General features: G+C 70.9%; 14 protein-coding genes. 13 read left to right on the top strand and 1 reads right to left on the bottom strand.

Translation table 11 applies throughout. From position 1 onward, the window contains the following. Positions 1-13 precede the first annotated feature (13 nt). On the top strand, positions 14-424 hold the full coding sequence (gene nusB / locus SALPAC4_RS0118955; protein ID WP_180199258.1) for a transcription antitermination factor NusB: 411 nt from the start codon (positions 14-16) through the stop codon (positions 422-424). 105 nt (positions 425-529) lie between these two features. On the opposite strand, the gene bldD is transcribed toward nusB, so the two are convergent. Further along, positions 530-1018, bottom strand: coding sequence for a transcriptional regulator BldD (gene bldD, locus SALPAC4_RS0118960; protein ID WP_011905744.1), 489 nt, complete (start codon positions 1016-1018; stop codon positions 530-532). Positions 1019-1302: 284 nt separating this feature from the next. Here bldD and pyrR point away from each other — a divergent pair, with 284 nt between their 5' ends. The 12 genes from pyrR (at position 1303) to coaBC (ending at position 14685) form a co-directional block, all read left to right on the top strand. Next, on the top strand, positions 1303-1884 hold the full coding sequence (gene pyrR, locus SALPAC4_RS0118965) for a bifunctional pyr operon transcriptional regulator/uracil phosphoribosyltransferase PyrR (protein WP_019871669.1): 582 nt from the start codon (positions 1303-1305) through the stop codon (positions 1882-1884). Positions 1885-1942: 58 nt separating this feature from the next. Next, positions 1943-2869 (top strand): aspartate carbamoyltransferase catalytic subunit, encoded by a 927-nt coding sequence (locus tag SALPAC4_RS0118970; RefSeq protein ID WP_027644369.1) that lies wholly within the window; start codon positions 1943-1945, stop codon positions 2867-2869. Continuing rightward, a complete protein-coding gene (locus SALPAC4_RS0118975) occupies positions 2866-4143 on the top strand; it encodes a dihydroorotase (protein WP_018734020.1) in 1278 nt (425 codons plus the stop codon). Before SALPAC4_RS0118970 ends, SALPAC4_RS0118975 begins: the two co-directional genes overlap by 4 nt. A 58-nt stretch (positions 4144-4201) precedes the next feature. Further along, complete coding sequence (carA, locus tag SALPAC4_RS0118980; protein ID WP_018735543.1) at positions 4202-5362, top strand: glutamine-hydrolyzing carbamoyl-phosphate synthase small subunit; 1161 nt, start codon at positions 4202-4204, stop codon at positions 5360-5362. Then, positions 5355-8702 carry a carbamoyl-phosphate synthase large subunit gene (gene carB / locus SALPAC4_RS0118985; protein WP_019871672.1) on the top strand — a complete coding sequence of 1116 codons (3348 nt, stop codon included), beginning with the start codon at positions 5355-5357 and terminating at the stop codon, positions 8700-8702. The genes carA and carB overlap by 8 nt, the downstream gene beginning before the upstream one ends. A gap of 43 nt (positions 8703-8745) precedes the next feature. Next, the gene (locus tag SALPAC4_RS0118990) at positions 8746-9762 is read left to right on the top strand and encodes a quinone-dependent dihydroorotate dehydrogenase (protein WP_018729997.1); all 1017 of its coding nucleotides are present in this window, start codon (positions 8746-8748) and stop codon (positions 9760-9762) included. Positions 9763-9878: 116 nt separating this feature from the next. Beyond that, positions 9879-11153, top strand: coding sequence for an adenosylmethionine--8-amino-7-oxononanoate transaminase (locus SALPAC4_RS0118995; protein WP_019871673.1), 1275 nt, complete (start codon positions 9879-9881; stop codon positions 11151-11153). Between the two features lie 105 nt (positions 11154-11258). Continuing rightward, entirely contained in the window at positions 11259-12095 is an 837-nt protein-coding gene (gene pyrF, locus SALPAC4_RS0119000) for an orotidine-5'-phosphate decarboxylase (RefSeq protein ID WP_019871674.1), read from the top strand. A gap of 177 nt (positions 12096-12272) precedes the next feature. Beyond that, the gene (gene mihF, locus SALPAC4_RS0119005; RefSeq protein ID WP_007458370.1) at positions 12273-12590 is read left to right on the top strand and encodes an integration host factor, actinobacterial type; all 318 of its coding nucleotides are present in this window, start codon (positions 12273-12275) and stop codon (positions 12588-12590) included. A gap of 26 nt (positions 12591-12616) precedes the next feature. Next, positions 12617-13150: a nucleoside/nucleotide kinase family protein gene (locus tag SALPAC4_RS0119010; RefSeq protein ID WP_019871675.1), complete on the top strand. Its 534-nt coding sequence runs from the start codon at positions 12617-12619 to the stop codon at positions 13148-13150. Between the two features lie 43 nt (positions 13151-13193). Then, on the top strand, positions 13194-13460 hold the full coding sequence (gene rpoZ, locus SALPAC4_RS0119015; RefSeq protein WP_013285517.1) for a DNA-directed RNA polymerase subunit omega: 267 nt from the start codon (positions 13194-13196) through the stop codon (positions 13458-13460). 13 nt (positions 13461-13473) lie between these two features. Further along, on the top strand, positions 13474-14685 hold the full coding sequence (coaBC, locus tag SALPAC4_RS0119020; protein WP_019871676.1) for a bifunctional phosphopantothenoylcysteine decarboxylase/phosphopantothenate--cysteine ligase CoaBC: 1212 nt from the start codon (positions 13474-13476) through the stop codon (positions 14683-14685). Positions 14686-14758: the final 73 nt, after the last annotated feature.

A 14758-nucleotide genomic window follows, 5' to 3' on the forward strand; every position in this document is an offset into this window, starting at 1 on the left:
GCCCAAGCAGCAGATGCCGGCGCGTCGCAAGGCGCGCAAACGGGCGCTGGACGTGCTCTTCGAGGCGGACCTGCGGGGCCGTCCACCGGTCGAGGTGCTCGCCGGCTACGTGGAGCGGATCGAGAAGCCCCGACCGGAGCATCTGGGATACGCGGTCGGCCTGGTTGAGGGGGTCGCTGCCCACCTGGACCGGGTTGACGAGCTGATCGCCAGCTACGCCGAGGGGTGGACGCTGGACCGGATGCCGACCGTTGATCGGAATCTTGCCCGGATCGCGGTCTACGAGCTGCTCTACGTGGACGAGATCGACGACGCGGTGGCGATCAGCGAGGCGGTGGAGTTGGCCCGGCAGATGTCGACCGACGATTCACCGCGGTTCCTCAACGGGATTCTCGGCCGGATCGCGGAGTACGCCACCCGGTAGCCGCCACCGGGGTCTCTGGCTCGGAAGCGAGACGGCCGGAAGCGAGACCGGATAGTCGAAAAGGGCCCGTGCCGACCGGCACGGGCCCTTTTCGGGTGGCGCTACTCAGGAGGCGAAGAACGCCCGGGGGTCGGCGACGAGGACGCCGTGCTCGTTCAGCCGTTCGATCAGGCCGGACGGCGAGGCGTCGTAGACGATCGCCAGGGCGCGCAGGTCGTCGGCGCGGATCGACAGCACCCGGCCGTTGTAGTCGCCGCGCTGCTGCTGGATCGCGCGGGCGTACCGGGCGACGTAGGCGAGGTCCTCCGAGGCCTCGTCGTAGAGCCGCTCGAGGTCCAGCACGATCTTGCTGGTTGGCTCGTGGCGGACGCCACTGCCGTCCGGCAGTAGCTCGGAGACGGGAACACGGTAGAAGTCGGCCAGCTCGGCCAGGCGGGACACGGTGACGGCTCGGTCGCCGCGCTCGTATGAGCCAACCACGACGGCCTTCCACCGTCCGTTGGACTTTTCCTCTACGCCCTGCAGGGACAGGCCCTGCTGCTGGCGAATGGAGCGCAGGCGGGCGCCCAGCGACTTGGCGTACTCAGAGGGCATTCGGACACTCCCAGTGCTGCTCGGGGTTCTCCCGTCGATCGCTACGGAGCGTGACGGTACGGGGATTGGGACAGCCGGTCAAGTGGTCGTGAACTTTCCCGTTTCATCCTGGGGGAGTTGTCCCAGTTTCGCCGTTCTGTTGCGGGGCCCTCGGCCGGCGACGGTCGAGACGGTGACCACTGGTAACGTTGCCGGAAGCCCCGGCCCGGTCCGTTCGCGGTCCGCGCCGGTCACTCCGACATCCTTTAACGACCCGTCCCGTGAGGCGGGGAAGGAGGTCTGCCGTGGCCTACCCACCGGCTGCCCAACCGCCGACCACCCGACAACCCTCGGTGAAGGTGATACTCACCAGCGCCGACGTGCAGCGCGTGGTTGATCGCATCGCCCACCAGATCCTCGAGAAGACCCAGGGCGCCCAACAGACCGTCCTGCTTGGGATCCCCACCCGGGGAGTGCCGCTCGCCCGGCGGCTCGCCGCCCGGATCAGCGCCTTCGAGGGGGTGGACGTCCCGGTCGGTGTGCTCGACATCACCCTCTACCGGGACGACCTGCGGCAGCACGCCACCCGCGCGATCGGCCCCACCGATGTTCCCGCTGGCGGCATCGACGGTCGGCGAGTCGTACTCGTTGACGATGTCCTCTTCTCCGGCCGAACCGTGCGGGCAGCGCTCGACGCGCTGAACGACGTCGGCCGTCCCGCCTCGGTCCAACTCGCCGTCCTGGTTGATCGCGGACACCGGGAGCTGCCCATCCGCGCCGACTACGTGGGTAAGAACATTCCGACCGCCCTCGCGGAGAGCGTCCGGGTCACCCTGGCGGAGCCCGACGGCGTGGACGAGGTCCGGCTCTACGGCGGTGACCGGTGAGCCCGCGGGGCACGGCGCGGCGCCGCCGGCCGGTCGCGACCGGAAGGAAGCTCGACGCATGATCCGTCACCTGCTCTCCAGCGCCGACCTGGACGCTGGCACCGCCCTCCAGATCCTGGACACCGCCGCCGAGATGGCGACCGTGGCCGGGCGGGAGGTCAAGAAGCTGCCGGCGCTGCGCGGCCGGACCGTGGTGAACCTCTTCTACGAGGACTCCACCCGGACCCGGATCTCCTTCGAGGCCGCCGCCAAGCGGCTCAGCGCCGACGTGATCAACTTTACGGTCAAGGGGTCCAGCGTCGCCAAGGGCGAGAGCCTCAAGGACACCGCGCTCACCCTTCAGGCGATGGGCGCCGACGCCGTCGTCGTCCGGCACCCCGCCTCCGGCGCCCCATACCAGTTGGCCGACTGGGTTGACGGCTCGGTCGTCAACGCCGGCGACGGTACGCACGAGCACCCCACCCAGGCGCTACTCGACGCGTACACGATGCGTTCCCGGCTGGGCCGGCTCGCCGGTCTGTCGGTGGCGGTGGTCGGTGACGTGCTGCACAGCCGGGTGGCGCGCTCCAACGTCCTGCTGCTCTCCACCCTCGGCGCCAAGGTCACCCTGGTCGGCCCACCCCCGCTGATCCCGGTGGACATCGCCGCGGCCCTCGCACCCGGCGCCGCCGTCTGCTACGACCTGGACTCGGTGCTGCCGCAGTCGGACGTGGTCATGATGCTGCGGGTGCAGCGGGAACGCATGAACGACTCCTACTTTCCCTCCGCCCGTGAGTACGCCCGCCGTTACGGCCTGGACGGCTCGCGGATGCGGCGGCTGCCGGAGCACGCGATCGTGATGCACCCCGGCCCGATGAACCGGGGCATGGAGATCACCTCCGAGGTGGCCGACTCGCCCCGCTCCACGATTGTCGAACAGGTCGCCAACGGCGTCTCCGTCCGGATGGCCGTCCTCTACCTGCTGCTCGGAGGGAACAACCGGTGACCGCATATCTGATCACCAACGTGAGCGTCCTCGGCGCCGCGCCGACCGACCTGCTGATCCGCGACGGCGTCGTGGCCGAGACCGGCGTGGGGCTGACGGCCCCCGGTGCGGTCGTGGTTGACGGCACCGGCCTGGTCGCCCTGCCCGGCCTGGTGGACCTGCACACCCACCTACGCGAGCCCGGCCGGGAAGACGCCGAGACCGTCGAGACCGGCTCCCGGGCCGCCGCGCTCGGTGGCTACACGGCGGTCTGCGCGATGGCGAACACCTCCCCGGTCGCCGACACCGCCGGGGTGGTCGAGCAGGTCTGGCGGCTGGGCCGGGAGGCCGGGCTGGTGGACGTGCAGCCGATCGGCGCCGTCACCGTCGGGCTGGCCGGCGAGCGCCTGGCCGAGTTGGGGGCGATGGCCGACTCCGCTGCCCGGGTCCGGATCTTCTCCGACGACGGACACTGCGTCGCCGACCCGCGGCTGATGCGCCGGGCCCTGGAATACGTGAAGGCGTTCGACGGCATCGTCGCCCAGCACGCCGAGGAGCCACGGCTCACCGAGGGCGCCCAGATGCACGAGGGGGAGATCTCCACCCGCCTCGGCCTGACCGGCTGGCCGGCGGTCGCCGAGGAGGCGATCATCGCCCGGGACGTGCTGCTCGCCGAGCACGTGGGGAGCCGCCTGCACATCTGCCACGTCTCCACCGCCGGCAGCGTCGACGTGCTGCGACAGGCCAAGGCCCGGGGTGTTCAGGTCACCGCCGAGGTCACCCCGCACCACCTGTTGTTGACCGACGAGAAGGCGGTCACCTACGACCCGGTCTACAAGGTCAACCCGCCGCTGCGTACCGCCGCCGATGTCGCCGCGCTGCGCACCGCGCTGGCCGAAGGGGTGGTGGACATCGTCGCCACCGACCACGCCCCGCACGCCGTGGAGGACAAGGAGTGCGAGTGGGCGTACGCCCGGCCGGGCATGCTCGGCCTGGAGACGGCGCTCTCCATCACGCTGGACGTGCTCGGCCCGCGGTGGGATCTCATCGCCGAGCGGATGTCCCGTACCCCCGCCCGGATCGCCGGCCTGACCGAACACGGCCACGACCCGGCACCGGGCGCACCGGCGAACCTGACCCTGGTGGATCCGGCGGCGCGTCGCGTCGTCGAGCCGACCGAGTTGGCCAGCCGCAGCCGCAACACCCCGTACGCCCGCATGACGCTGCCGGGTCGCATCGTGGCGACCTTCCTGCGCGGCGAGGCGACGGTTCTGGACGGAAAGGCAGTGAAGTGATTCGACTACGGAGTGCGGTGGGGCAGTGCCCCGTGGCCCGGAGCGCGGGGTGCGTGGCGTGAGGCGGCGACCGGCGATTCTCGTCCTGGAGGACGGGCGCACGTTCCACGGCGAGGCGTACGGCAGCGTCGGGGAGACCTTCGGCGAAGCGGTCTTCAACACCGGAATGACCGGGTACCAGGAGACGCTCACCGACCCCTCCTACCACCGGCAGGTCGTGGTGCAGACCGCGCCGCACATCGGCAACACCGGGGTCAACGGCGAGGATGACGAGTCCGGCCGGATCTGGGTCGCCGGGTACGTGGTCCGTGATCCCGCCCGGGTCGGCTCGAACTGGCGGGCCACCGGTGGCCTGGAGGACCGACTCGCCGCCGAGGGGGTGGTCGGCATCAGCGGCGTGGACACGCGCGCGCTCACCCGGCACCTGCGGGAGCGGGGCGCGATGCGGGTCGGGGTCTCCAGCGTCGAGACCGACCCGCAGGCGCTGCTGGCCCGGGTCCGGCAGGCCCCACCGATGGTCGGCGCGGATCTCTCCGCCGAGGTGACCACCCCGAAGCCGTACGTGGTCGAGGCGCAGGGGGAGCACCGGTTCACCGTCGCCGCCTTGGACCTCGGCATCAAGCGCAACGTGCCCCGGCGGCTCGCGGCGCGGGGTGTCACCACCCATGTCCTGCCGGCTCATGCGGGCATCGACGAAATGCGGGCCACCGGCGCGGATGCGATCTTCCTCTCGCCCGGCCCCGGGGACCCGGCGACCGCCGACGGGCCGGTGGCCCTGGCGCGCGCGGTGCTCGCCAGCGGGGTGCCGCTCTTCGGTATCTGCTTCGGTAGCCAGATCCTCGGCCGGGCACTGGGATTCGGCACGTACAAGCTTGGCTACGGCCACCGCGGGATCAACCAGCCGGTGCTCGACCGGGCCACCGGCAAGGTCGAGGTGACCAGCCACAACCACGGGTTCGCCGTCGCGTTCCCCGGTGTCGAGCCGGGGGCCGTCGTGCCGGACCAGGTGATCGAGACCGAGTTCGGCGGGATCGAGGTCTCGCACGTCTGCCTCAACGACAACGTGGTCGAGGGGCTGCGGGCGCGCGACGTGCCCGCCTTCACCGTTCAGTACCACCCGGAGGCGGCGGCCGGTCCGCACGACGCGGACTACCTGTTCGACCGCTTCGCCGAGCTCATCGAGGGTCGCAACCACAGCGGGGGGCGCGCGAATGCCTAAGCGGACCGACCTCAAACACGTCCTGGTGATCGGCTCCGGGCCGATCGTGATCGGGCAGGCCTGCGAGTTCGACTACTCCGGTACCCAGGCGTGCCGGGTACTGCGCAGCGAGGGGATCCGGGTCAGTCTGGTCAACTCGAACCCAGCGACGATCATGACCGACCCGGAGTTCGCCGACGCCACGTACGTCGAGCCGATCACCCCGGAGTTCGTCGAACTGGTCATCGCCAAGGAGCGGCCGGATGCGGTGCTGCCCACGCTGGGTGGCCAGACCGCGCTGAACACGGCGGTCGCGCTGCACGAGGCCGGGGTACTGGAGAAGTACGGCGTCGAGCTGATCGGCGCGAACATCGACTCGATTCGCCGCGGCGAGGATCGGCAGCTGTTCAAGGACGTCGTCGCCAAGGCGGGTGTCCGGATCGGGGTCGAGGACCCCGCGACGCTGGTGCCGCGTTCCCGGGTCTGCCACTCGATGGACGAGGTCCGCGAGACCGTCGCCGAGCTGGGCCTGCCGGCGGTGATCCGGCCGTCGTTCACGATGGGCGGTCTCGGCTCCGGCATGGCCCACACCGATGCGGACCTGGAGCGCATCGCCGGTGCCGGCCTGGCCGCCAGCCCGGTGCACGAGGTACTCATCGAGGAGAGCGTGCTCGGCTGGAAGGAGTACGAGCTCGAGCTGATGCGCGACCGGCACGACAACGTCGTGGTGGTCTGCTCGATCGAGAACGTCGACCCGATGGGCGTGCACACCGGCGACAGCGTCACCGTGGCCCCGGCGATGACCCTCACCGACCGGGAGTACCAGCGCCTGCGGGACCTCGGCATCGCGGTGTTGCGCGAGGTCGGGGTGGACACCGGCGGCTGCAACATCCAGTTCGCGGTGAACCCGGTTGACGGCCGGATCGTCGTGATCGAGATGAACCCCCGGGTCTCCCGCTCGTCGGCGCTCGCCTCGAAGGCGACCGGCTTCCCGATCGCGAAGATCGCCGCGAGGCTGGCCATCGGCTACACCCTCGACGAGATCCCCAACGACATCACCCTGAAGACGCCGGCCGCGTTCGAGCCGACGTTGGATTACGTGGTGGTCAAGATTCCGCGCTTCGCGTTCGAGAAGTTCCCGGGTGCCGACCCGGAGCTGACCACCACCATGAAGTCGGTCGGTGAGGCGATGAGCCTGGGCCGTAACTTCACCGAGGCGCTGAACAAGGCGATGCGCTCGATGGAGACGAAGGCGGCCGGTTTCTGGACCGTGCCCGACCCGGCCGGTGCCACCCGGGAGGAGACCCTCGCGGCGTTGCGGATGCCGCACGACGGGCGGCTCTACACGGTGGAACGGGCGCTGCGGCTCGGTGCCTCGATCGCCGAGGTAGCGGCGGCCTCCGGCGGGATGGACCCGTGGTTCCTCGACCAGATCGCCGGCCTCGTTGAGCTGCGAGCCGAGATCGTTGACGCCCCGGTGCTCGATGGCGACCTGCTGCGCCGGGCCAAGCGGGCGGGGTTCTCCGACCGGCAGCTCGCCGCGTTGCGCCCGGAGTTGGCCGCCGAGGACGGTGTTCGGACGCTGCGGCACCGGTTGGGCGTCCGGCCGGTGTACAAGACCGTGGACACCTGCGCGGCGGAGTTCGAGGCGACGACGCCTTACCACTACTCCACCTACGACGCGGAGACCGAGGTGGTCGGGTCGGACCGGCCCAAGGTGCTGATCCTTGGCTCGGGGCCGAACCGGATCGGGCAGGGAATCGAGTTCGACTACTCCTGCGTGCACGCCGTCATGGCGCTGCGGGACGTCGGATACGAGACGGTCATGGTCAACTGCAATCCGGAGACCGTCTCCACCGACTACGACACCGCGAACCGGCTCTACTTCGAGCCGCTGACCTTCGAGGACGTCCTCGAGGTGTGGCACGCGGAGGACTCCTCCGGCCGGGCGGCCGGTGGCCCCGGCGTGGTCGGGGTGGTCGTACAGCTTGGTGGCCAGACCCCGCTGGGGCTGGCGCAGCGGCTCAAGGACGCTGGGGTGCCGGTCGTCGGTACCTCCCCGGAGTCGATCCACCTCGCTGAGGAGCGGGGGGCGTTCGGCGCGCTGCTGGCCCGCGCCGGGCTGCGGGCGCCGGCACACGGCACCGCGATCTCGTACGACGAGGCGAAGACGATCGCCGCCGAGATCGGCTATCCGGTGCTGGTCCGCCCCTCGTACGTGCTCGGCGGCCGGGGCATGGAGATCGTCTACGACGACGCCACGCTGCGTGACTACATCGGTCGGGCCACCGACATCTCCCCGGATCATCCGGTCCTGGTGGACCGGTTCCTCGATGACGCCATCGAGATCGACGTGGACGCGCTCTGCGACGCCGCCGGTGAGGTCTACCTCGGTGGGGTGATGGAGCACATCGAGGAGGCCGGGATCCACTCCGGCGACTCCTCCTGCGCGTTGCCACCGATCACCCTGGCCGGTTCGCACGTCGCCGAGGTCCGCCGGTACACCGAGGAGATCGCCCGGGGCATCGGCGTGCAGGGCCTGCTCAACGTGCAGTACGCCCTCAAGGACGACCAGCTCTGGGTGCTCGAGGCCAACCCGCGTGCGTCCCGGACCGTGCCGTTCGTCTCCAAGGCCACCGCGGTGCCGTTGGCCAAGGCGGCGGCTCGGATCGCGCTCGGTGCCACCGTCGCCGAGCTGCGCGCCGAGGGCCTGCTCCCCGCTGACGGTGACGGCGGCACCCTCCCCGCGGATGCGCCGATCGCGGTCAAGGAGGCGGTGCTCCCGTTCAAGCGGTTCCGCACTCCGACCGGGAAGGGGATCGACTCGCTGCTCGGACCGGAGATGAAGTCCACCGGCGAGGTGATGGGCATTGACACGGCCTTCGGGTACGCCTTCGCCAAGTCGCAGTCGGCCACGTACGGCTCGTTGCCGACCAGCGGGAAGATCTTCGTGTCGGTCGCCAACCGGGACAAGCGTGGCATGATCTTCCCGATCAAGCGCCTGGCCGACCTGGGCTTCCAGCTGATCGCCACCACGGGCACCGCTGAGGTGCTGCGCCGGCACGGCGTCGCCTGCGAGCAGATCCGCAAGCACTACGAGTCGGGGGAGAGCGAGGACGCGGTCTCGCTGATCCGGTCCGGCGAGGTGGTGCTGGTGGTGAATACTCCGCAGGGTTCGGGAGCGAGCGCGCGTTCGGATGGCTACGAGATCCGCAGTGCCGCCGTGACGGCGGACATCCCCTGCATCACGACCGTCCCCGGCGCCGCCGCCGTGGTGATGGCGGTCGAGGCCCGGATCCGCGGTGACATGGTGGTCCGTCCGCTGCAGGCGCTGCACGCCTCGCTGCGGAGCGCCCGGTGAGCCCGAGCGGGCCGAGGTCGTTCACCCGGCCGGGGAGGTTGGGGTGATCTTCGAACGGGTGGTGCGGCCGCGGCTGTTCCGGCTCGGGGGCGGGGATGCGGAGGTGGCGCACGAGTTCACGGTCCGGCGGCTGGCCGGCCTGGCTCGGGTGCCCGCGGCGCTGGCCGTGCTCCGGGCCCGGTACGGCGTTTCGGCTCCCCGAACGGTGTTCGGGCTCCGCTTCCCGAACCCGGTCGGGCTGGCCGCCGGGATGGACAAGAACGGGGTGGCGCTGCCGGCCTGGCCGGCGTTGGGCTTCGGCTTCGTCGAGGTGGGTACGGTCACCGCGCATCCGCAGCCGGGCAACCCACGGCCGCGGCTGTTCCGGCTTCCCGACAGCCGGGCGGTGGTGAACCGGATGGGCTTCAACAACGCCGGCGCTGAGGCGCTCGCGGCGCGGTTGGCGGCGTTGCCCCGCCCGCTCGGGGTGCCGCTGGGCATCTCTCTCGGCAAGTCCAAGGTCACCCCGCTCGAGGAGGCGGTTGCGGACTATCAGGCGTCGTACCAGGCCCTGCGCGAGTACGGCGACTACTTCGCGGTCAACGTCTCCTCGCCGAACACGCCGGGGCTTCGTGCGCTGCAGGACCGGGCGCACCTGGACGCCCTGCTGGCCGCTCTGGTCGGCGAGAAGCCGGTTCTGGTGAAGATCGCTCCAGACCTTCCGGACTCGGCCATCGCGGAGCTGCTGGAGGTCTGCCTGGCGCGGGGCGCGGCCGGGGTGATCGCCACGAACACCACGCTCTCCCGAGCCGGCCTCGCCGCCGCCGATCAGGCCGGTGGCGCCGAGGCGGGTGGGCTCTCCGGCCGCCCGTTGGCGCACCGGGCCCGGGAGGTGGTCTCCTTCGTGCACGCCGAGACCGGCGGCCGGCTGCCGATCGTCGGCGTCGGCGGCATTCTCACTCCGGATGACGCCGAGCGCATGTTCGACGCGGGCGCGTCGCTGGTGCAGCTCTACACCGGCTTCATCTACCGGGGGCCGGCCCTGGTGCGGGCTGCCGCGGTGGCGGCCCGCACGCCGTGACACCGTGCGGGGGTACTCGCCCGGTTGCTGCGGACCGCTCGCCGGTCATCGACCGGGCTAACGGGACCCGAGGGCTGGTCGCGACGCGGTGACCGGCTAGTGAGGAGGCGACGTCGTTGACCCCGGAGGAGATCAGCGCCGCGGACGCGGCTCACGTGTGGCATCCATACGAGGCGCTGCCGCCGGCCATTCCGCCGCACGTCGTGGAGAGCGCCGCCGGGGTGCGGCTGCGCCTGGCGGACGGGCGGGAACTGGTTGACGGGATGGCGTCGTGGTGGTCGGCGATCCACGGCTACCGGCACCCGGTGCTGGATGCGGCGGTGACCGACCAGCTCGGCCGGATGAGCCACGTGATGTTCGGCGGGCTCACCCACGAGCCGGCCGTCACGCTGGCCCGGACCCTCGTCGAGCTGGCGCCAGATGGGCTGGAGCACGTCTTCCTGGCCGACTCCGGCTCGGTGAGCGTCGAGGTGGCCGTCAAGATGTGCCTGCAGTTCCAACGGGCCACCGGTCGGCCGGAACGCCGTCGGCTGGGGACCTGGCGGGGTGGCTACCACGGCGACACGTTCCACCCGATGAGCGTCTGTGACCCGGAGGGGGGCATGCACCACCTCTGGGGTGACGTGCTGCCCCGGCAGGTTTTCGCGCCGGTGCCGCCGGCGGGATTCACCGCACCGCCGGATCCGGCGTACGAGGCCGTCCTGGCGGACGCGGTCGCCCAACACGCCGACGAGCTGGCCGCGGTGATCGTCGAGCCGGTCGTCCAGGGGACCGGGGGCATGCGGTTTCACCATCCGCGCTACCTACAGGTGCTGCGGGAGGTCACCCGCGCCCACGGGGTTCTGCTCATCTTTGACGAGATCGCTACTGGTTTCGGTCGTACCGGGGCGATGTTCGCCGCCGAGCACGCCGGCGTGACCCCGGACGTGCTCTGTGTGGGCAAGGCGCTCACCGGGGGGTACCTGACCCTGGCCGCCGCCCTCTGCACCGCGGAGATCGCCCGTGGGATCTCCGCGAACGGTGTGCTCGCGCATGGCCCGACCTTCATGGGTAATCCGCTCGCCTGTGCGGTGGCGAACGCCTCTCTCGGCCTGCTGCGGGCCGGCGACTGGCCCGCGCAGGTGGCGCGGATCGAGACGGGTCTGCGGGCCGGTCTGGAGCCGCTACGGGCGCAGCCGGGGGTCGCCGACGTCCGGGTGCTCGGTGCGATCGGCGTGGTGCAGCTCGACCATGCGGTGGACCTACCGGCGGCTACCGCCGCGGCGGTCGCCGCCGGCGTCTGGCTGCGACCGTTCCGGGATCTGATCTACACCATGCCCCCGTACGTCACCGCAGACGCCGATCTGGCCCGGATCACCGCCGGGATCGCCGCCGCGGCTCGGGCGGGCTGATCCGCCGGCTGGGGGCGGAGGGTGGGCGGGCGGAGCCCGCCGGGTGGGCGGCATCAGCCGCCCGCCGAGACGATGCGTGCGGCGCACGCGAGAGGGAGGTCTGCGATGGAGAGCTTCGGTGCCCGGTTGCACCGGTCGGTCGGCGAGCGGGGTCCGCTCTGCGTTGGCATCGACCCGCATCCGGGTCTGCTCGCGCGGTGGGGCCTCGACGATGATGTTCGCGGTCTGGAACGGTTCGCGGGCACGGTTGTGGAGGCGTTGGGGGACCGGGTCGCGGTGGTCAAGCCGCAGTCGGCCTTCTTCGAGCGGTTCGGGTCTCGGGGCGTGGCGGTCCTAGAGTCAACTATCCGACAGTTACGGGCGGCTGGTTCGCTCGTACTTCTCGACGTCAAGCGTGGTGACATCGGCTCGACGGTCGCCGCGTACGCTTCCGCGTACCTTGACCCATCGAGTCCGCTGCATGTCGACGCGGTGACAGTGAGCCCGTATCTCGGCGTTGGCGCGCTCGCCCCGATGTTCGAGCTGGCCGCCGCGCAGGGCGGCGGGGTCTTCGTGCTGGCGCTCACCTCCAACCCCGAGGGCGCCGCGGTGCAGCGGGCGCGTACCGCCGACGGGCAGACCGTCGCACAGCTGGTGATCAACGAGATTGCCCAGCTCAACGCCGGTGCGCAGCCGTTGGGCAGCGTGGGGTTGGTGGTGGGGGCGACCATCGGTGCGACGGGTCACGATCTCAGCGCGGTCAACGGTCCGCTGCTCGCTCCGGGCCTGGGGGCGCAGGGCGCCAGCGCCGCCGACCTACGGGTGGTTTTCGGCGCCAGCCTGCCCGCAGTGCTCCCCACGTACTCCCGTGAGGTGCTGGCGGCGGGGCCCGATCTGGGTGCCCTGCGGGGCGCCGCGGATCGGGTGCTGGCCGACTGTCGAGCGGCTTTGACCGGTTCGTAACTGACTGACGGCTCGGTCACTTTCCGGCGATCTTCGCGTGCCCACGTTGCCGAATGCGCCGTTGACCGCTAGTTTTCCCCGCGCTGGGAACCATGGGCCTCCCTGGTTCGCAGCGACACCACGTTTCACAGTGCGGCGGTGCGTTCGCCCGTCGCGATAGGGACCTGAGGAGAACTGGTGCCGCTCCCGTCACTGACCCCTGAGCAGCGCGCAGCAGCGCTGGAGAAGGCCGCGGAGATCCGCAAGGCCCGTGCTGAGCTGAAGGAGCAGCTCAAGCAGGGCAAGACAACGCTCGGAGCCGTTCTCGAGCGGGCCGAGTCCGACGATGTCGTCGGCAAGCTGAAGGTATCCGCTGTCCTGCAGGCGATGCCGGGAATCGGCAAGATCCGAGCGACCCAGATCATGGAGAAGCTCAAGATCGCCGATAGCCGGCGCCTGCGTGGCCTCGGCGAGCAGCAGCGCAAGGCCCTGCTTGGGGAGTTCGCCGCCAACTGAGGTTGGCAGCCGTGTAGAAACGAGCAGTGAGCACGGATGGTGAGGCGCGCCCGGCGGGCCGGCTCACCATCCTGACCGGACCCTCGGGTTCCGGTCGGGATGGTGTCGTCGGGTTGGTCCGGGCGCGCTTGCCTACCGTGTGGACGCCGGTGCCGGTGACCACCCGGCCCCGGCGGGATCGCGAGGTGGCGGGCGTCGATCGGGTCTTCCTCGACTCGGCCACGTTCGACCAGCTGCTGGCCGCTGGCGGTCTGCTGGAATGGAGCCAGGTCGGCCGGTACCGGCGCGGTACGCCGGGACAGCCGCTGCGGTCCCGACTGGCCGCGGGGGCGCCAGCTCTGCTTTCGATGGACCTGGCCGGGGCGCTACGGCTGCGGGCTGTGCTGCCGACGGCCCAGCTGGTTCTGCTGCACCCACCCGGCTACGTGACTGATCCGGTCACCGAGCCGCATTTCGCACATACCATTGTGCATGGCCGGACTGCGCAGGTCGTGGACGAGCTGGTAGGATTGTTCGGTTCGTCATTCAAAGCTCCGGCGCGACCGCGCGTGCGCGGTTGACCGCCAGCACCGCGAGCGGTGTCACAGACGCAGAGGTCAACACGTGGGATCCATCGCCACCAACCCCGAAGGCATCACCAACCCGCCGATCGACGAGCTCCTCGAGAAGACCACCTCGAAGTACGCGCTGGTTATCTTCGCCGCCAAGCGGGCCCGTCAGGTCAACGCCTACTACAGCCAGCTCGGCGAGGGCCTGCTGGAGTACGTCGGCCCGCTGGTCGAGACGACCCCGCAGGAGAAGCCGCTCTCGATCGCCATGCGGGAGATCAACGCGGGCCTGCTCACCGCTGAGCCCACCGACCAGCCGTAGCGCGTACCCAACGATGTCCCCCCGGATTATCCTCGGGGTCGGTGGCGGGATCGCCGCGTACAAGGCCTGCGAGTTGTTGCGGCTGTTCACCGAGTCCGGTCATCGCGTTCGGGTCGTGCCGACCGCATCGGCGCTCCACTTCGTCGGGGCCGCGACCTGGTCGGCGCTCTCCGGGCAACCAGTCGCCGACGACGTCTGGTCCGACGTGCACGAGGTGCCGCACGTGCGGCTGGGTCAGCAGGCGGACCTGGTCGTGGTGGCTCCGGCCACCACCGACCTGCTCGCCCGGGCCGCTCATGGGCTCGCGGACGACCTACTCACCAACACTCTGCTGACGGCCCGCTGCCCGGTTGTCCTGGCGCCGGCGATGCATACCGAGATGTGGGAACATCCGGCGACGGTGGCCAACGTGGCGACGCTGCGCTCCCGCGGGGTGCGGGTCGTCGAACCGGCGGTCGGCCGGCTCACCGGGATGGACACCGGCAAGGGCCGCCTACCGGACCCGGCGGAGCTCTTCGCCGTGGCCCGACGCGTGCTCGCCCGCGGCGCCGCCGCGCCAGCGGATCTAACCGGGAAGCGGGTGCTGGTCACCGCCGGGGGCACCCGGGAGCCGCTCGATCCGGTCCGGTTCCTCGGCAATCGCTCCTCCGGCAAGCAGGGGTACGCGTTCGCCCGCGCCGCGGTGGCGCGCGGAGCCCGGGTCACCCTGGTCTCCGCCAACGTCGCGCTGCCCGATCCGGCCGGTGTGGATCTGGTGCGGGTCGGCACGACCGCCGAGCTGCGCGAAGCCACGCTGACGGCTGCCGACCGCGCCGACGCGGTGGTGCTGGCGGCGGCTCCCGCCGATTTCCGCCCCGCGACGTACGCGACTGGCAAAATCAAGAAGTCGGACGACGGCAGCGCGCCCACCATTGAGCTCGTTGCGAACCCGGACATCGCTGCCGAGCTCGGGAAACGTCGTCGCCCGGAGCAGGTGTTGGTGGTGTTCGCCGCGGAGACCAGTGACGCCGAGGCCAACGGCCGAGCCAAGCTCGCCCGAAAGCGGGCGGACCTCATCGTCATCAACGAGGTCGGCCCGGACCGGGTTTTTGGCGCCGACACCAACGCGGCGACTGTCATCGGCGCGGACGGATCGGCCAGCCGGATGCCCGAGCAGTCCAAGGAAGATCTCGCCGACGGTGTCTGGGACCTCATCGTCCCCCGGCTGGCCGGCCATCCCGGATAGCTGGATCAGTGTGCGATAGGGGGATCCGGTACCGGACGCGAGTGACTAAACTGCCGCGGAACGAGTTTCCCTG

Origin of the sequence: Salinispora oceanensis, assembly GCF_000383575.1 — a bacterium.
Taxonomy (GTDB): Bacteria; Actinomycetota; Actinomycetes; order Mycobacteriales; family Micromonosporaceae; genus Micromonospora; species Micromonospora oceanensis.